Origin of the sequence: Paenibacillus sp. FSL L8-0436 (assembly GCF_038593025.1) — a bacterium.
In the GTDB taxonomy this organism is placed as follows: domain Bacteria; phylum Bacillota; class Bacilli; order Paenibacillales; family Paenibacillaceae; genus Paenibacillus_AQ.
The window spans coordinates 4385427-4402337 of sequence record NZ_CP151955.1 but is presented as its reverse complement, the minus strand read 5'-3'; the positions used below and the strand labels follow the sequence as shown (position 1 = coordinate 4402337).

17 protein-coding genes and 1 pseudogene are annotated in these 16911 nt (G+C 48.9%); 16 read left to right on the top strand and 2 right to left on the bottom strand.

The window, feature by feature from the left end; translation table 11 throughout:
* The first annotated feature begins 81 nt into the window (after positions 1-81).
* The 12 genes from NSS79_RS19965 to NSS79_RS19910 all read left to right on the top strand — a co-directional run bounded on the left by NSS79_RS19965 (position 82) and on the right by NSS79_RS19910 (position 11401).
* Positions 82-1062 (top strand): RodZ domain-containing protein, encoded by a 981-nt coding sequence (locus NSS79_RS19965; RefSeq protein ID WP_342435845.1) that lies wholly within the window; start codon positions 82-84, stop codon positions 1060-1062.
* 83 nt (positions 1063-1145) lie between these two features.
* Positions 1146-1307: a hypothetical protein gene (locus NSS79_RS19960; protein ID WP_167347618.1), complete on the top strand. Its 162-nt coding sequence runs from the start codon at positions 1146-1148 to the stop codon at positions 1305-1307.
* A 208-nt stretch (positions 1308-1515) separates the two neighbouring features.
* On the top strand, positions 1516-2007 hold the full coding sequence (locus tag NSS79_RS19955) for a YajQ family cyclic di-GMP-binding protein (RefSeq protein WP_342435844.1): 492 nt from the start codon (positions 1516-1518) through the stop codon (positions 2005-2007).
* A gap of 149 nt (positions 2008-2156) precedes the next feature.
* On the top strand, positions 2157-2744 hold the full coding sequence (gene pgsA / locus NSS79_RS19950; protein ID WP_038593337.1) for a CDP-diacylglycerol--glycerol-3-phosphate 3-phosphatidyltransferase: 588 nt from the start codon (positions 2157-2159) through the stop codon (positions 2742-2744).
* 46 nt (positions 2745-2790) lie between these two features.
* Entirely contained in the window at positions 2791-4080 is a 1290-nt protein-coding gene (locus NSS79_RS19945) for a competence/damage-inducible protein A (RefSeq protein ID WP_342435843.1), read from the top strand.
* A gap of 297 nt (positions 4081-4377) precedes the next feature.
* On the top strand, positions 4378-5442 hold the full coding sequence (gene recA, locus NSS79_RS19940) for a recombinase RecA (protein ID WP_038593331.1): 1065 nt from the start codon (positions 4378-4380) through the stop codon (positions 5440-5442).
* Between the two features lie 114 nt (positions 5443-5556).
* Positions 5557-6291, top strand: a complete 735-nt coding sequence (locus NSS79_RS19935) for a RecX family transcriptional regulator (RefSeq protein WP_342435842.1) — start codon at positions 5557-5559, stop codon at positions 6289-6291.
* Positions 6292-6598: 307 nt separating this feature from the next.
* Positions 6599-8140, top strand: coding sequence for a ribonuclease Y (rny, locus tag NSS79_RS19930; RefSeq protein WP_038593326.1), 1542 nt, complete (start codon positions 6599-6601; stop codon positions 8138-8140).
* 125 nt (positions 8141-8265) lie between these two features.
* Positions 8266-9060: a TIGR00282 family metallophosphoesterase gene (locus NSS79_RS19925; protein WP_342440409.1), complete on the top strand. Its 795-nt coding sequence runs from the start codon at positions 8266-8268 to the stop codon at positions 9058-9060.
* A gap of 200 nt (positions 9061-9260) precedes the next feature.
* A complete protein-coding gene (locus NSS79_RS19920; RefSeq protein WP_019910496.1) occupies positions 9261-9521 on the top strand; it encodes a stage V sporulation protein S in 261 nt (86 codons plus the stop codon).
* Between the two features lie 165 nt (positions 9522-9686).
* Positions 9687-10664 carry a membrane dipeptidase gene (locus NSS79_RS19915; protein ID WP_342435841.1) on the top strand — a complete coding sequence of 326 codons (978 nt, stop codon included), beginning with the start codon at positions 9687-9689 and terminating at the stop codon, positions 10662-10664.
* A 164-nt stretch (positions 10665-10828) separates the two neighbouring features.
* Positions 10829-11401 carry a phosphate propanoyltransferase gene (locus NSS79_RS19910; RefSeq protein WP_342435840.1) on the top strand — a complete coding sequence of 191 codons (573 nt, stop codon included), beginning with the start codon at positions 10829-10831 and terminating at the stop codon, positions 11399-11401.
* A gap of 158 nt (positions 11402-11559) precedes the next feature.
* Here the strand turns inward: NSS79_RS19910 and NSS79_RS19905 are convergent, their stop codons facing one another.
* Complete coding sequence (locus tag NSS79_RS19905; RefSeq protein WP_156130910.1) at positions 11560-11724, bottom strand: hypothetical protein; 165 nt, start codon at positions 11722-11724, stop codon at positions 11560-11562.
* A gap of 289 nt (positions 11725-12013) precedes the next feature.
* Here NSS79_RS19905 and NSS79_RS19900 point away from each other — a divergent pair.
* From NSS79_RS19900 to NSS79_RS19890, 3 genes and pseudogenes are all read left to right on the top strand, one after another.
* A pseudogene (locus tag NSS79_RS19900) lies at positions 12014-13150 on the top strand (DEAD/DEAH box helicase); the annotation flags it as partial.
* A 941-nt stretch (positions 13151-14091) separates the two neighbouring features.
* On the top strand, positions 14092-14475 hold the full coding sequence (locus tag NSS79_RS19895; protein WP_342435839.1) for a nuclear transport factor 2 family protein: 384 nt from the start codon (positions 14092-14094) through the stop codon (positions 14473-14475).
* A gap of 21 nt (positions 14476-14496) precedes the next feature.
* Positions 14497-14787, top strand: a complete 291-nt coding sequence (locus tag NSS79_RS19890; RefSeq protein WP_342435838.1) for a VOC family protein — start codon at positions 14497-14499, stop codon at positions 14785-14787.
* Positions 14788-14901: 114 nt separating this feature from the next.
* On the opposite strand, the gene dapA is transcribed toward NSS79_RS19890, so the two are convergent.
* Positions 14902-15777 (bottom strand): 4-hydroxy-tetrahydrodipicolinate synthase, encoded by an 876-nt coding sequence (dapA, locus tag NSS79_RS19885; RefSeq protein ID WP_038593308.1) that lies wholly within the window; start codon positions 15775-15777, stop codon positions 14902-14904.
* Positions 15778-15896: 119 nt separating this feature from the next.
* Here dapA and NSS79_RS19880 point away from each other — a divergent pair, with 119 nt between their 5' ends.
* A complete protein-coding gene (locus tag NSS79_RS19880; protein ID WP_342435837.1) occupies positions 15897-16793 on the top strand; it encodes a LysR family transcriptional regulator in 897 nt (298 codons plus the stop codon).
* Positions 16794-16911: the final 118 nt, after the last annotated feature.

Sequence of the window (16911 nt, the reverse complement as noted above, 5' to 3'; positions counted from 1 at the left end):
AAAGCGGATGCTTTCGAAGCGGGTTTTGTACGAAGCTCTTCAAGAAAGCAAATGCTGACAAAACTTTTAGGAGGTGATGGCATGTCGGAACTGGGCCGGCATTTGAAGGAGGCTCGTCTGCAAAAAGGGATGAGTCTTGACGATGTCCAGGAAGTAACAAAGATTCGAAAAAAATATTTAGAAGCCATCGAGGCGGGTGACTATAAAGTGCTTCCCGGGAGCTTCTATGTTCGGGCGTTTATCAAAACCTACGCTGAGGCAGTGGGTGTGAACCCGGACGAGCTCATGGAGGAGCATGGCAATGTCCCGGCTGCCCCTGTAGAAACAACAACGATGGAGACCGTGATTCAGAAGCGCAGCCGCAGACCTGAAACGGAACGGAATGCGAAGTGGCTTCCGACAGTCCTCATGTGGACCTTCCCCATATTGATTATTGTAGTAATTTATTTGTACGCTTCTTCGAATATGAACAAAGCTGATCCTGAAAATGCTGCTCCCGAGAATTTGACCAACGAACAAAAGGATCCTTCTAAGAATCAGCCTTCCCCGACAGCGGTCGGGGGCGGAGTGGTGTCTCCTTCGGAATCAGCAGGCAGCCCTGAAGCGACTGCAACGGCTACTGTGGCTCCGACGGCTACACCGGTTCCTTCACCAAGCGCTCAGGCGGTTACGGTCACACAGGACCGTAAATCGGGCAAAACGACGATTTACAAAGTTACTGCTCCTTCCGGAAGCGCTGTGCAGGTTGAGATTGCGGCAACCGGTGTAAGCTGGCTTGAAGTTTACAAGGGTGAGAATTCCAAAGGTGAGAAGCTCAGCTTTGGCAACACTGCGGCCGGCGAGAATAAGAGCTTTACACTCGGCAGTGAAGGGATCTATATTAAATCCGGTTACTCACCGGCTACAAATATTACTGTTAACGGACAAGTGATCACTGACGGCAAAACCTCCTCCCGCATTCTGCTTGAACTGGATGAGGGCACTTCAGCCGACAGTGAACCTGGAAACACAGATGAGCCGCAGGACAGCGCTACTAGCCAGAATAGCAATTCAGGTCAATAAAGGTATCCACGTATAGACTTTGGCTTTTTGGAGAATCTAAGAGTGATTTACAGTTCTTACGCCAAAGTGAGGTGTATACTCTCATGACCGTTAGCTGGATTGTAACAGGGCTGGGCATTATCGTCAGTCTCCTCGGTTATTACTTGACACCGAGCGCCTGGGGCTATGGAATTCTTGGCTTCGGACTGGCACATATTGTGCTGGGGATCCTGGATATGTTTCGGGCTCCCGCTCGTAGCAGATAAAGCCGCTGTATGAACGTCTCCCGGCTGCTGTTATTGCCGGGGGGCGTGTTTTTAGCCTTTGTTTATCAAAGGCCTGCACTTGGCTCCACATCTGTGGGGCTGTTTTGCATGCGGGGGTGCGGGTGTCTTATTCTTGCCATAATTAGACTTAAGAAGCCCTTTCTCATATAATAGGAGCAGAATAATTGTTAGCAAAGGACGTGGATTCATGAGTTCGGAAAGTTCATTTGACATTGTATCCAAAATGGATATGCAGGAATTGACCAATGCTGTTCACCAGACCGAGAAGGAGATTGATAACCGGTTTGACTTCAAGAACAGCAAAAGCAGCCTGAAGCTGGAAAAGGATGCACTTATAATCGCCTCAGAGGACGAGTATAAGCTGGGCGCAGTCATTGATATTTTGCAATCCAAGATGGTCAAACGTGGGATTACCCTCAAGAATCTGGATTTCGGAAAAGTCGAACCGGCTTCCCTTGGGACAGTGCGCCAGCGTCTTGGCCTCAAGCAGGGAATCGATCAGGAAAACGCCAAGAAAATCAATATTCTGATCCGGGATTCCAAGCTGAAGGTGAAGAGTCAGATTCAGGGAGATCAAATCCGCGTTACTGGCAAAAGCCGCGATGATTTGCAGCAAATTATTCAGATTTTGCGCAAAGCCGATTTGCCGCTGGATTTGCAGTTTAACAATTTAAAGTAAGCTTTTGTGCCCCGCAGTGCTTACGCACCATTTTTGCGGGGTGCTTTCTGTTTTTTTGACACGTACATATGGCTATAATATACTTGCTTAAGCAGTTTTGAAGAAAATAGTGGAATTTCGGATTCGTAACGATCAGGGGAGGAACTTCAGTGAATTTGCCCAACCGCATCACGCTAGCCCGCATTTGCCTTATCCCGATTATGATGTTTTTTTTGCTGGTGGATTTCAGATTTTATCCTGAGCCTTTACATTGGGGCTCGTTCCAGCTTTCAATTAATCATCTGATCGCGGCTGTAATCTTTCTGCTCGCGGCCAGCACGGACGGTATAGACGGCTATATAGCCCGGAAATATAACATGGTCACTAACCTCGGCAAGCTGCTCGACCCGCTGGCGGATAAGCTGCTGGTTTCTGCGGTGCTGATTTCTCTGGTTGAGCTGGGAAGATGCGATTCATGGATCGCCATTGTGATTATCAGCCGTGAGTTCGCCGTAACCGGGCTGCGCCAGGTAGCGCTGCTCGAAGGCAAAGTGGTTGCCGCCAGCAAATGGGGCAAGATAAAGACAGTCGTGCAGATTGTCGCCATTTCACTTCTGCTGCTCAACAACTTTCCCTTCCAGTTCGTCAGTATTCCTCTTGATGATATTGCCATTTGGGCTGCTGCGCTCATCACTATTTACTCGGGGATTGATTATTTCGTGAAGAACAAGGATTTGCTGCAGCTTCATGATGCTTAGAACTTAATAACGCATCCACTCTATAACCAGGAGGAGAAAGCCAGCTATGAAAGCGGAAATTATTGCCGTCGGAACGGAGCTTTTACTTGGACAAATCGTGAACAGCAATGCCCAGTTCTTATCTGTAGAGCTGGCCGCGATGGGAATTGATGTTTATTTTCAAACTGTGGTCGGAGATAACAGCGGCCGTATTCAGGAAGCGATAGAGATTGCAAAGAGCCGTGCGAATGTCATTTTGTTCACTGGTGGAATCGGTCCGACCGAAGATGACCTGACCAAAGACGCACTGGCGTTAACGCTGGGCCGTTCGCTTCATATCGACCAGCTTGCGATGGATCATGTACAGCGTTTTTTTGATGACCGAAAGATTGTGATGACAGAGAACAACCGTAAGCAGGCACTTATTATTGAAGGAACTACGCCGCTTTCCAATGAAATCGGCCTTGCTGTCGGCATCGCGTTTGCCCATGAAGAGAAGTATTATATCGTGCTTCCAGGCCCGCCGCGCGAGATGAAGCCGATGTTTACGGACAAGGCTAAGCCATGGCTGCTGCAGCACGCGCTGACAGACGAAATGCCGATTTACTCCAAAATGCTCAAATTTGCCGGCATCGGCGAGTCGCTGCTGGAGGACAAATTGATCGATCTGATCCGGAGTCAGACTGATCCAACTATCGCTCCTTATGCCAAGGAAGGGGAAGTGACGGTCCGTATCTCTACCAAAGCGACTTCTGAACACAGTGCCATGGAGAAGCTGGACGTGCTGGAGAAGACAATCAAGGATATTCTGCCGGAGCATATGTATGCCAATATAGATGTGCCGCTGGAACAGCTTATTGTCGATTGGATGGCAGATGCCGGACTGACCTTAAGCGCCGCAGAGAGCTGTACAGGCGGTTTGCTGATGGAGAGCATCACGAATATTCCGGGCAGCGCATCCATGTTCAATGGAGGTATAGTTTGCTATTCCAATGAGCTGAAGAAGAAGCTGCTGAATGTGCCTGCTGCTCTTCTCGAGGGTCCTGATGCTGCCGGAGCGGTCAGCCGCGAAGTCGCTGAGGTGCTGGCGGAACAGGTAAGAATGATAGGGGACAGTGATTTCGGGTTATCGGTTACAGGCGTTGCCGGTCCCGGCTATTCCGAACGCAAGCCGGTAGGGCTTGTCTATGTCGGCTTAGCGGAACGGGGGCAAAAGACTGAGGTGTATGAGCTCAATCTCAAAGGGACGCGCGAGAACATCCGGCTGCGTTCAGTCAAAGCGCTATTATACCGTCTCTGGCGCAGGCTGGAGGAGCGCAAGGTGGCTACTCCGCTGGATGGATCAGCCTTGCAATAACCTGCTAAGAGGGTATATAATTGTATATACGGAAGAACCGTAGCACTGAGAACTCTCTGCTGCGGTTTTTTGTTTTATGCGGCGCCGCGGACTACAGCGGAGCTCCTGCGAGCATAGGCCGTTGATTTCCGGTGACTGAAGGATTTGTATTGAATTCAACATCCGGAAGGAGGCTTACAATAAAAGGGAGTATTCTCCCGGAAGACAAAAAAAACGAATGTATGTTCGAAAAAAAGCTTGGCAAGACCTCCAAAACACGTTATTATATTACTATAAACAGTGAAGGAAGTGGTCTGATTGTCAGATCGTCGTGCAGCGCTTGATATGGCGCTTCGTCAAATAGAAAAACAATTCGGTAAAGGTTCGATCATGAAACTGGGAGAATCCTCGCATATGAAAGTCGAAGTCGTACCTAGCGGCTCCTTGGCACTTGATATTGCATTAGGTATTGGCGGACTTCCTAAAGGACGCATTATTGAAGTATACGGACCGGAATCTTCCGGTAAGACGACTGTTGCTCTACATGCGATTGCAGAAGTGCAGAAGCTTGGTGGACAAGCTGCTTTCATCGATGCAGAGCATGCGCTTGACCCTAAGTATGCTAATGCTCTCGGCGTAAACATTGATGAGCTGCTGCTCTCCCAGCCGGATACAGGCGAACAGGCACTGGAAATCGCCGAAGCGCTCGTCCGCAGTGGCGCAGTAGACATTATTGTCGTGGACTCCGTAGCGGCATTGGTACCGAAAGCGGAAATTGAAGGCGATATGGGAGATTCGCACGTTGGTTTGCAGGCACGTCTGATGTCTCAAGCTTTACGTAAACTGTCTGGAGCGATCAACAAGTCTAATACGATTGCCATCTTCATTAACCAGCTGCGTGAGAAAATCGGCGTTATGTTCGGTAACCCGGAAACAACTCCAGGCGGCCGGGCATTGAAATTCTACTCTTCCGTTCGGCTTGATGTGCGCCGCGTAGAGAGCATCAAGATGGGAAATGATGTTGTCGGTAACCGTACGAAGATCAAAGTCGTGAAGAACAAGGTTGCACCTCCGTTCAAGCAGGCTGACGTTGATATCATGTACGGTGAGGGTATCTCTAGAGAGGGAAGCCTTGTTGATATCGGTACGGAAATGGATATCGTGAACAAGAGCGGTGCCTGGTATTCCTACGAGGGTGAACGTTTGGGCCAAGGTCGTGAGAATTCCAAGCAGTTCCTGAAAGAGCATCAGGACATTGCTCTGGTAATTGAGAATAAGATTCGTGAAGCCAGCAATTTGTCGACGATTGTAGCGGCTCCGAGTGAAACCGAGATTGCTGCAGAGCAAGAGGAAGAAGAAAACTTGCTGCTCGAAATCGAATAAATTGAAGTGAATATTATATAAGGTAATAGGCGCCCTGTGAATGATCTTAACAGGGCGCTTTTTCATAAGATCAGAAGAATATAAGAATCAATAGCTATGAGGTGACAGACAGCCATGGTAATACAATTGAACCCTGAACCGGAAGAACAGGAAGAACAACCGCTGGACAATTTCCCTGAAGGTGAGCTGCTTGTCATCACACGGGTAGAGCGGCAAAAGAAGTCCGATCACCGTTACATTATTCATTTCGGCGCATATAACATGACTGTTCATGAAGATGTCATGATTAAATATCGGATGATTACCGGCAGTTCGTTCATGAAGGAAGATCTGGTGGAAATTGTTGTTGCGGATGAACGGCAGCGTGCTTATGTAGAGGGACTGCGGTATTTGGAACGCAAGCCTCGGACGTCTCAGGAAATGGCCCGTCGTTTACGCGAGAAAGAAATCGGAGAGACTATTATCGCCGAGGTGCTGCTGCGGTTGCAGCAGGAGCGTTTCCTTGATGATCCCTTGTATGCCAAGCAGTGGGCGGAACAACGCATTGCAAATCAGCGTAAGGGCAAGCTATGGATCCGTCAGGAGCTGCGGGAGAAAGGAATCGACAAGTCGCTGATCTCGGAAGCGCTGGAGAATATCCCTCCGGAACAGGAACTGGAGAGTGCTCTGCAGACAGGGCGCAAGAAATGGAATCTGATTCGCGGAGACGTTAATGACAAGCGCAGAAAGACCGGAGCCTTCCTCATGAGGCGCGGATATTCCGGTGAAATGGTACGGCAGGTACTGAATGTTTTACGCCAGGAAGAGGATTTTGAGGGTGAAGAAGAGGAGATTTACTTCCCTGACTGATTCTCTTGACTTAAATGCGGTTATCGACTCTCTTGACAAGGTCTTTTTATAAATAATAAAATATAACATGAATCGGCATAAACTAAGAATCCTTTTTCCTTCCCAAAAAGCAGACTCTTATGAACCGGTTCGCGTACAACTCATATGAAATGTAATCGCCGGATAAGGCGGGCAGTGTGCATGTGCAGCATGTGCAGTATGGCAATCGGTGTATTACCGGTTTTTTGTATGGTGATGAACGGATAGTTTAACAACTGCACAATTCCCAAGGCATTTCCCTTGGAGGAACCAACGAGGAGGTGAACAGATGGTAACTGCAATCTGGGTCATAATCGTTCTCGTTGTAGCTGCATTATTCTTTGGATTCGGTTATTTTATTCGTAAATCCCTTGCAGAAGCTAAGATTTCAAGCGCAGAGAAAGAAGCCGTAGTCATCGTGGAGAACGCGAAGAAAGAGGCGGAGGCGCTGAAGAAGGAAACGGTACTCGAAGCTAAGGACGAAGTCCACAGAATCCGTACTGAAGCTGAGAAAGAAACTCGTGAACGTCGGAATGAAATCCAACGGCAAGAGAGACGTTTGCTGCAAAAGGAAGAATCACTGGATAAAAAAATGGAATCGCTTGAACGAAAAGAAGAACAAGTAGCTAACAAAGAGAAACGAATTGACGAAACACAACAGCAAATTGATGTAATTTACAAGAACCAGGTCACTGAACTGGAACGTATTTCCAATTTGAGCATCGATGATGCCAGAAGTATCATTCTTAGCAATGTAGAACAGGAAGTTCGCCACGAGACCGCACAGATGATTAAGGAAATTGAACAGCAGGCCAAAGAGGAAGCGGACAAGAAAGCCCGCGAAATCATTACACTGGCTATTCAGCGCTGCGCAGCTGATCATGTGGCGGAAACAACCGTGTCAGTAGTTACATTGCCGAATGAAGAAATGAAGGGCCGGATTATCGGCCGTGAAGGCCGCAACATCCGTGCACTGGAAACTCTTACTGGTATTGATCTCATTATTGATGATACGCCGGAAGCTGTTATTTTGTCGGGCTTTGATCCGATTCGCCGCGAAGTGGCCCGTACGGCACTTGAGAAGCTGGTCGCTGATGGACGTATCCATCCGGCACGGATTGAAGAGATGGTGGAGAAATCCCGCAAAGAAGTGGATGAGCGGATTCGCGAATACGGGGAACAGGCTACCTTCGAGGTTGGCGTTCACGGATTGCATCCGGATCTGATCAAAATTCTGGGCCGTCTGAAATTCCGTACGAGCTACGGTCAAAATGTACTCAAGCACTCCATGGAGGTTGCTTATTTGACTGGACTTATGGCCGGTGAGCTTGGGGAAGACATCGTGCTTGCTAAACGTGCCGGTCTGCTGCATGATATCGGCAAAGCGCTGGATCATGAAGTGGAAGGTTCGCACGTCGAGATTGGCGTCGAACTGGCGAAGAAATACAAGGAGCATCCGGTTGTTATCAATAGTATCGCGTCCCATCACGGTGACTGCGAAGCTACTTCGGTTATTGCCATGCTGGTTGGAGCTGCTGACGCCTTGTCGGCTGCACGCCCTGGCGCACGCCGTGAGACACTGGAAACGTATATCAAACGTCTGGAAAAGCTGGAGGAAATCTCCGAAAGCTTCGACGGCGTCGAGAAGTCCTACGCCATTCAAGCAGGCCGTGAGGTTCGTGTGATGGTGCAGCCTGAGAAGATCGACGATGCGGAAGCATTCCGTCTGGCCCGCGACATTACGAAGATGATCGAGAGTGAACTGGATTATCCGGGTCATATCAAGGTTACCGTAATCCGCGAGACACGGGCTGTTGAATACGCTAAATAAGCAAGGAAATCGGCCCCCCTGCGGGGCCTTTTTTCTTTCATACAGAATATATGCTTTCGAAGCCGGATGTGTACGAAGAACATTCTGTACGGGTTAACCCACTAAACTTTTAGGAGGAGAACGACATTAAAGTTTTATTTATAGGTGATATTGTAGGCAACACCGGCAGAAAAGCGCTGCGTGAAATGCTGCCTTCGCTGAAGAATAAATACCAGCCGCATATAATCATTGCGAACGGAGAAAATGCCGCAGCGGGAAGAGGTATTACTTCCGCTATTGCCAATGAATTTTTCAACTGGGGCGTTCATGGCATTACAATGGGCAATCATACATGGGATAACAAGGACATCTTCGAATTTATCGACGACGAGGCCCGGATCATCCGTCCGGCTAATTTCCCTGCAGGAACACCTGGCAGAGGATATACGATTATTAAAGGCAATGGCAAAGAGCTGGCGATTGTCAATTTGCAAGGACGGACCTTTTTGCCGGCGATTGATGATCCGTTTCGGGTGGGCGAAGAGATTGTGGACGAGCTGCGCCGGAATCACAAGTGTATTCTGGTGGATTTCCACGCCGAGGCTACTTCCGAGAAGATCGCTATGGGCTATTTTATGGACGGGCATGCTTCCATTGTTGTAGGAACCCATACACATGTGCAGAGCAATGACGATGTTATCCTGCCGGGAGGCACTGCTTATCTGACGGATGCCGGCATGGTTGGTTCAAGAGAAGGGATTTTGGGTATGGAAAAGGATGCGGTCCTCTATAAGTTCACCACCCAGCTTCCGGCCAGATTTGTAGTTGACGAAGGTAAATGGCAATTGCACGGTTTATTCGCAGAGATTGACGAGGCTACGGGCAAGGCAACACGTCTGGAGAAGATTCGGCTGCGTGAAGATGAATGGGTAATGAGTTAATGAGGGCACCAAGGAATTAGGCTTTTCGGGAATAATCGCTGATTTGGGGTAAAGTGTGATATTTTTTATATCGAAAAAGAGTAACTTTTGTATCATTTTCTCCGGAGTAGTCCGCAAAAAGAAGGAATTATTTCTTCTCTCGCGAATAACATCTACAGTAGTGGAAGAACACCATCATTTTCCCAGGGGAGGTACTTACTATGGATGTATTAAAAGTATCAGCTAAATCCAATCCGAATTCCGTTGCCGGCGCACTAGCGGGTGTTCTTCGTGAACGTGGATCGGCCGAGCTACAAGCTATTGGAGCAGGAGCACTGAACCAAGCAGTCAAAGCAGTTGCCATCGCCCGGGGATTTGTCGCGCCAAGCGGTGTCGACTTGATCTGCATTCCAGCCTTTACTGACATAGTGATTGATGGAGAGGATCGGACGGCGATTAAACTCATTGTAGAGCCTAGATAATTAATGAATGTTAGAACTTACGGGATGAGCCTGTTTACCTATGTAAACAGGTTTTTTGCTGTTCAGGTGAAGAGCGGGTCATCCTCTGCATAAACTATAATCAGGAGCGCTGGATGCGATGTGGCGCGGAAACTGGATGACAAGTAAGAAAGTGAGGCCGATCTCATGGGAAGAGCGGAGCAACTACGGGTGGCGGATTTCCATTGTGATGTTCTGAGCAAACTGCAGGCTTCCCCCCATCTTAATTTCGACAAGGACAGCCGGCTTGATGTAACTGCAGAACGGCTTGCAGCGGGTGGCGTCGGCCTGCAAGTTTTTGCGATTTATCTGTCTACGGTTAGGGGAAGACCTAGTTTTGAAAGTGTGCTGGGACAAATTGAACTATTCCAGGGCAAAGTACTAGGCTCAGGAGGCCTTCAGTGGCTGCGCTGGAAGGAGGAAGCAGTGGAACTGGTTAGAGTGCCCCCCAGATGGGGGCTGCTGTCTCTGGAAGGCGTAGACGGTCTGGAGGGGAAGCTATTCTATGCTCAGTTGTGCTTCGATCTCGGGGTGCGCTTCCTTGGAGTCACCTGGAATTATGCGAACTGGGCTGCAGATGGTGTACTCGAACAGCGGAATGGAGGATTTACCGAAAAAGGCCGGGAGCTGATCGAGTGGTGTAACAGCAGCGGCATGCTGCTGGATGTGTCTCATTTGGCCCCAGCAGGCTTCTGGGAGTTGGCGGAGCGGAGCAAGCGCCCGTTTATTGCCTCCCACTCCAACGTGGCAGCTGTGTGCGGCCATCCTCGCAATCTGAGTGATGAACAGATCAGAGCGTTGATTGCCATGGACGGCCGGATGGGACTTACCTTTGTTCCTTGGTTTGTTAAAAATGGAGGAGATGCCAAAGCGGATGATCTTCTAAAGCATATCGATCACGTCTGCAGCTTGGGCGGCACAAGGCAGCTGATGTTTGGTTCCGATTTTGACGGGATCGATGCCTGGGTAGAGGGACTCGAGCATCCTGGAAAATACGCCGAGTTTGCTGAGCTGCTGCTCCGCTACTATCCGGAGGATCAAGTGAAGGGGTGGCTGTACGAAAATGCTTGGAGTTTTTTAAGCCTACATTTGCCGTCAAAACTAAACGACCATAAAATACCATAAAATAACAGATCATGACAAAATCGTGACAATCCAGCTTCGAAATCTCAAAATGTCGAAAAAAGGACTTTCATTGTGCAGAGGGTCTTTTTATTTTTGGGTAATAAGAGGTATAATATTCAGTGGCTTGTACAGATACTAGAGAAAATACAAGGAGTGACTTTACAATGAGCAAGACTGTACCCGTAGGTGTGTCGGCTAGACATATTCACCTTACGCAAGAGCATGTGGAAGCGTTGTTTGGCGCAGGTTATCAACTGACTGAGTTCAAACCGCTCTCCCAAACCGGACAATTCGCAGCTAACGAGCAAGTAGCAGTGATCGGCACCAAAGGTAAATTCGACAAAGTAAGAATTCTAGGACCTGTCCGTCCGGCATCACAGCTGGAGATTTCCCGCACAGATTCTTTCAGCCTCGGCGTGAAAGCACCTGTCCGTGAATCCGGACATATCGAAGGTACACCGGGCATTACCCTTAAGGGACCAGCCGGTGAAGTAGAACTGGAGACTGGCGTAATTATTGCTGCACGTCACATTCACTTCCACACTTCTCAAGCAGAAGCTTGGGGCATCGCCGACAAGCAGCTTCTAAAAGTACGTTTGGGCGGCGAACGCGGCCTGGTACTGGAAAATGTTCTTGCCCGCGTATCGGACAATTTTGCGCTTGATATGCATATCGACACCGACGAAGCCAATGCTGCAGGTGCCAACAACGGCGACACAGCTGAAATTGTAGATTAGTATTTATTTATAGCAGGTCAAGACGCGGAGGAGCGATCCTCCGCTTTTTTATGTTCTGTTATTTTATGCGTTTAGGATGATACTTGGAGTTGAGGGTAGTGGGTAAGTGAGATGAGGAAGTGGTTATTTTGTTATAACTACAGTGTTTACGATGGTTCCTACGGAGTGCGTTCTTCGAGCAAAGTCTGGCTGAGTTTGGCGGCGGCGCGGTTTTTATACCATTCATTGCTATAGTGCTTCTTGCAATAGCCCTTTGCATAATGTCTCGCTGAACAGTTGGGGAATGTGCATAATGATGGATTTGCTGTTCTTTTTTTACCCATAATTCAAAGCGCTCCTTTGCGTCATTTGTGATTTGCATGATTACTGTACACCAGCAATCTAAACCAAATCTGAACAACGCTGCTTTGCTGATGGAACAAGAGGCGTGAAAGGAATGGACGGTGGTTACACTAGGACTAACATAAAAATTTCTGCTGATGTTTCTCTTATTGTTCAATTTGTGTTATCATTATGTGTTATGACTTTGATGAGCGCTATGTGGAGACGCTGCAAACAAGGTACAGCAGTTACCTGATTGATAATATATGTATTTAAAATTAAGGAGACAACATGACTTTTAATGATCTGAATTTGATCCCAGCGATCCTCAAGGCGTTAAGCCAAGAAAATTATACATCACCCACCCCCATTCAGGAGGAGTCCATTCCCGCGGCTTTGGCCGGCAGAGATGTTCTCGGCTGCGCACAGACCGGAACAGGCAAAACAGCCGCTTTTTCCTTGCCGATTATTCAGCTGCTAAGCCAGCAGCCTTCTGCAACCGGCGGCAGACGCCGGATTCGTTCGCTGATTCTCACACCGACTAGAGAGCTTGCACTGCAAATCTCGGAAAATATCCAGGCCTACAGCAAATTCACCAGTATCCGTTCAACAGCTATTGTTGGCGGTGTATCGCAAAAAGCTCAGGAGCGGGCATTAAGCCAGGGCGCGGATATCCTGATTGCCACGCCAGGGCGGCTCATCGACCTGATTACCCAGAAGCATGTTGATCTGCAGTATGTGCAGATTCTTGTACTGGATGAAGCGGACCGCATGCTGGACATGGGCTTCATTCATGATGTGAAGCGGATTATCGCCAAAATGCCAAGCAAAAAACAAACATTATTTTTCTCGGCTACGATGCCGACAGAAATTTCGAATTTGATCAAAACTCTGCTGGTGAATCCGGTGAAAATCGAGATTACGCCAGTTTCCTCCACCGTGGACAGAATCGAGCAGTCGATCTATCTGCTGGAGAACGGCAACAAGCAGAATCAATTAAACCGCCTTCTTCAGGACAAATCGATTGTCTCGGCACTGGTCTTTACCCGCACCAAACGTGGTGCTGACCGGGTTACCCGTGATTTGACGCGGATTAATATTACTGCTCAAGCGATTCACGGCAACAAATCCCAGAATGACCGGCAAAATGCGCTGCGTAACTTCAAAAGCGGAGCTACCCGCGTGCTTGTTGCTACAGACATTGCCGCCCGGGGAATTGATATTGACGAGCTGTCGCATGTCATCAACTTCAACCTGCCGAATATTCCGGAAACTTATGTCCACCGTATCGGCCGTACAGGCCGTGCCGGTATGAGCGGAATCGCCATTTCTCTTTGTGAGGCCGAAGAGATCCCGTACCTCAAGGATATTCAGAAGCTGATCGGCAAGACGATACCTGAAGTTAAGGACCATGCGTATCCGATGTCTAAGAGCGCACAGGCTCTGCTGAATGAACGCCCGGCAAAAGCTCCGGCGAAGCCGGCAGCCAAGGCGAAGACCAATCCGGCGCGCAAGCCAAAGTCGGAATGGTTCACACAGGGCAACCGTTCAGGCAGCACTTCCGGCGGAAGCAAGAACAGCGGCCAGGGCAGCAGACTGAACGGGGAATCGGCTCATCAAGCAGGAGCGGGTGCAAGACCCGGGAGCGCTTCGGCCGGTGGAGCTGGTTCTAGCGGCAGAGCAAGCGGAGGAAACGGCAGCGGAGCAAGTGCTAGCAGCCGCCCAGGCGGCTATAGCGGCAGACCTGGCGAACGGGCTGGTACCGGACAGAACAGCAGACCTGCCGGCAGCCAAGGCGGCAGACCCGGTAACAACCACAGCAGCCGCCCAGGCGGCAGACCTGCAGCCAAAGCGGGCAGATCGCAATAAACGGATGCTTATAGATTAGACTGCAGCCTTCCCTGAGCGGGAGGCTGTTTTTTGTGCGTTATGAGTTCTGTTTTCCGAAGCTGTAGGCTAAACTGCAGTAAGAGAGGTGAGGTATGTGATAGATGAATTTGTCTGGGGAATTTTCGTCGTTGATAATTATCAATTACTTCGAATGCCGATAAATTATAGCTTCGCATACTATCATAAAAAGAGTGGTAAATTGGTTGGTATGGACGGGATCCACCATGAACATTTTCATTTTAAAGATGGTTCTAAGTGAAGCTGAGTAAATTTGTTGTTAAGCTTGCGAGTCTCGTCAGTTACATAAAAAAGCGGTAGTCTAGGGCTTTATTTCAGCCATGACTTCCGCTTTTTATTGGTATCGAAGAGTAAAGGCAGCTAGCTATCCGGTTCAGAAGCTTCACGAGACAGCAAATAAAGGTGAAACTATCCATCCTGAAGAATATGGATAGCGTACAATCTAAGAGAGGAGTATGACTTTGATTAGTGGAGAAAACCAAGCAATCATTGATACTTATGTTGAGGCCTACAATGCGTTTGATGTCGAGGGCATGGTTAGACTTTTAGATGCTGAGACTTTGTTTAAAGATTTTTCCAATGGTGAAATCACGACAGAGACCAGGGGAATTCAAGAGTTTAAAGAACTGGCAGAAAAGTCTTTACAGGTTTTCTCTAATCGTCGTCAGACCATTACCCATTACAGCGCTGTAGATGACAGAGTAGAAATACAAATTGATTATGAAGCAATACTGGCTGTTGATTTACCTAATGGATTAAAGACTGGAGATACACTTCAACTAAAAGGGAAGTCGGCATTTGAAATTAAAAATGGAAAAATAGCATTGATTGAAGATTATGGTTAAAGCATTATAAAACAGTTATTTGTGAATGGCGGCATTCGCCTTGCGATTTGTTCAATACCATTGATGGCGGATAACACAAACGGTCATTATTCCTTTATAGAAGAGCGTAAAGGGCAAGCCTTCGAGATTAACTTCGAATGTGATTCACCGGAGGCTGTCCATACGATGTATGAGGAGCTTATTTCAAAAGGGGCTACAGGGATCACTGCACCGAAGTCGATGTCTTGGGGGCATACCACGGGTTTCTTCGCAGATCCGGAAGGCAACATTCATTCTATTTTTGCGGTTAACCCGGTTGCAGCGGAAAGTTAATAATACCTAGACTACGCTGAAAATGGTAGACATAACAACAACCGCCTTGGATAGTCTGTGACTGTACCGTAGTGGTTGTTGTTATGCGTAAATATCCGGTTATGGATTCAGGTGTTATCCGGCCAGATAAGCCCCTAGTTCCTCACGAAGCTCAGAGCTGATCGAGGTCATCGGCAAGCGGAGCGTATCAGAGGAAATCTCTCCGTAGGCGCTAAGCAGCCATTTGATCGGAGCCGGATTGGACTCCTTGAAGAGCAGCTTCATCAGCGGCAGCAGCTGGTCGAACGCTGCTGTAGCTTCAGCAGTCTGCCCGGCTTTGAACTGCTCGTAGATACCGAGGAACTTCGCGGTATGCACGTTGGCCGAGGCCAGCATGCCCCCGGCGGCTCCGCAGCCCAGCATATGCAGGAACTGCAGGTCGTCGCCGCACAGCACCGGCTTCGATCCCAGCCGGGACAGCTCGGAGACTAGCAGCGGAGAGCCGGAGCAGTCTTTTAAACCTACTACGTTATTCATCTCAAGGATGGTGCGTGCTGTATCGACCGACATACCGACTCCGGCGCGGCCCGGGATATCATAGGCGATGACCGGAATGCCCACCTCGGCGGCTTTGCGGAAGTGCTCAATAATGCCTTGCTGGGAAGGGCGGCTGTAATAAGGGACGACCACGAGCACAGCATCAGCACCTGAATTGGCAGCCAGCTCAGTGCGGGCTATAGTGGAGGCCGTATCGTTAGTGCCTGTGCCGACCACCAGCGGGACCGGGCTCGATTTCAATAATTCCCGTGATGCATCCACGAGAGTCTGTAATTCCTGTATGTTGACTGTCGGCGATTCTCCAGTGGTTCCATTGACGACCAGACCATGAATATTGTTCTTGATGATGTTGTTCACATAACGCTGATATGATTCCAGATCAATCTCGCCAGCTGCATTGAACGGGGTTACCACGGGAACATAGATTCCATAAATCTGTTCTTCTGTTAACATGAATATCGTCCTCCAAAATGTTGAAATCCTTTTATCTTACTGTAGCATGGAATATTCCATCGGCGTTAGCTATAATAAATGATGTGGGTTATCAATAATATTGATGTTAGGGTGAGGATATGGATTTAACATATATGCGGACCTTCCGCGAAGTCGCGAAACGGCAGAGCTTTACCCGCGCGGCTGAAGAGCTGGGCTACGCGCAGTCCAGTGTGACGATGCAGATTCAGAAGATAGAGAAGGAATACGGGGTTCCACTCATAGAGCGGCATGGACGTGCGCTGCGCCTGACTCCACCTGGAGAAGAGCTGTTGAAGCTGTTCGTGGAGATTCTGGATTTGTATGACCGTTCCAAGGAGACGATCGCTCAACAAATCGGCGGGACGCTGACGATCGGGACCATTGATTCCTTGGCTGCGTTTTATTTGCCGCCGTTCCTGCAGCAGTTGCGCACGACTTTTCCGGGACTGAACATTCATCTGCAGACCGAGCAGGAAGCCAATCTGGTGGCGAAGATCCGGGACGGTGAAGTGGACATCGGCTTAATGCTGGACCGGAATGCCACCGACTCCGTGCTTGAGCGGACGATCATCAGAGATGAGCCGCTGGTGCTTGTTGCACCTGCAACCCATCCTCTGGCCCAACTTGCGGACGTGACACTGCAGGATCTGAACAATTGTGAGCTGATCGTTTCCGAGGAGAGCTGCATTTACCGCAGCCTGTTCGAGAATCTGCTGCGGGAGCATGGGATTGTGTTCCGCATCGGCTTTGAGCTGTCGAATCTGGAGGCGATCAAGCGTTGCGTGCGCAACGGGCTGGGCATTGCCTTGCTGCCAAGAATCGTCGCCGAGGAGGAGATCGAGCGGGGGAACCTGTCGGAGCTGTCTTTTGCCCATCCGGAAATTCATTTCGATCTGCAGCTGCTGCTGCATCCCAAGAAGTGGAAATCACTGCCGCTGCAATCGCTGATTCAGATGCTGCTGGCAGATGCAAAGGCGAAGACGGTAGCGCTGTGAAATGCTCGGATGAACGACAGTTAAGTGGATTTTTAATGGGCTATATAGATTGAACTTGAGAATTACATTTAGGGAAAAGTGGCGGAGGGGAATTTTGGAACTGGAGGAGCGACAGCGT

Bases quoted from the DNA above. Each gene is read 5' to 3' on its own strand.
- NSS79_RS19955 (WP_342435844.1), top strand. From the start codon at position 1,516: ATGAGTTCGGAAAGTTCATTTGACATTGTATCCAAAATGGATATGCAG.
- NSS79_RS19945 (WP_342435843.1), top strand. From the start codon at position 2,791: ATGAAAGCGGAAATTATTGCCGTCGGAACGGAGCTTTTACTTGGACAA.
- NSS79_RS19965 (WP_342435845.1), top strand. From the start codon at position 82: ATGTCGGAACTGGGCCGGCATTTGAAGGAGGCTCGTCTGCAAAAAGGG.
- NSS79_RS19880 (WP_342435837.1), top strand. From the start codon at position 15,897: ATGGATTTAACATATATGCGGACCTTCCGCGAAGTCGCGAAACGGCAG.
- rny (WP_038593326.1), top strand. From the start codon at position 6,599: ATGGTAACTGCAATCTGGGTCATAATCGTTCTCGTTGTAGCTGCATTA.
- NSS79_RS19910 (WP_342435840.1), top strand. From the start codon at position 10,829: ATGAGCAAGACTGTACCCGTAGGTGTGTCGGCTAGACATATTCACCTT.
- NSS79_RS19905 (WP_156130910.1), bottom strand. From the start codon at position 11,724: ATGGGTAAAAAAAGAACAGCAAATCCATCATTATGCACATTCCCCAAC.
- NSS79_RS19935 (WP_342435842.1), top strand. From the start codon at position 5,557: ATGGTAATACAATTGAACCCTGAACCGGAAGAACAGGAAGAACAACCG.
- NSS79_RS19960 (WP_167347618.1), top strand. From the start codon at position 1,146: ATGACCGTTAGCTGGATTGTAACAGGGCTGGGCATTATCGTCAGTCTC.
- NSS79_RS19915 (WP_342435841.1), top strand. From the start codon at position 9,687: ATGGGAAGAGCGGAGCAACTACGGGTGGCGGATTTCCATTGTGATGTT.
- NSS79_RS19920 (WP_019910496.1), top strand. From the start codon at position 9,261: ATGGATGTATTAAAAGTATCAGCTAAATCCAATCCGAATTCCGTTGCC.
- dapA (WP_038593308.1), bottom strand. From the start codon at position 15,777: ATGTTAACAGAAGAACAGATTTATGGAATCTATGTTCCCGTGGTAACC.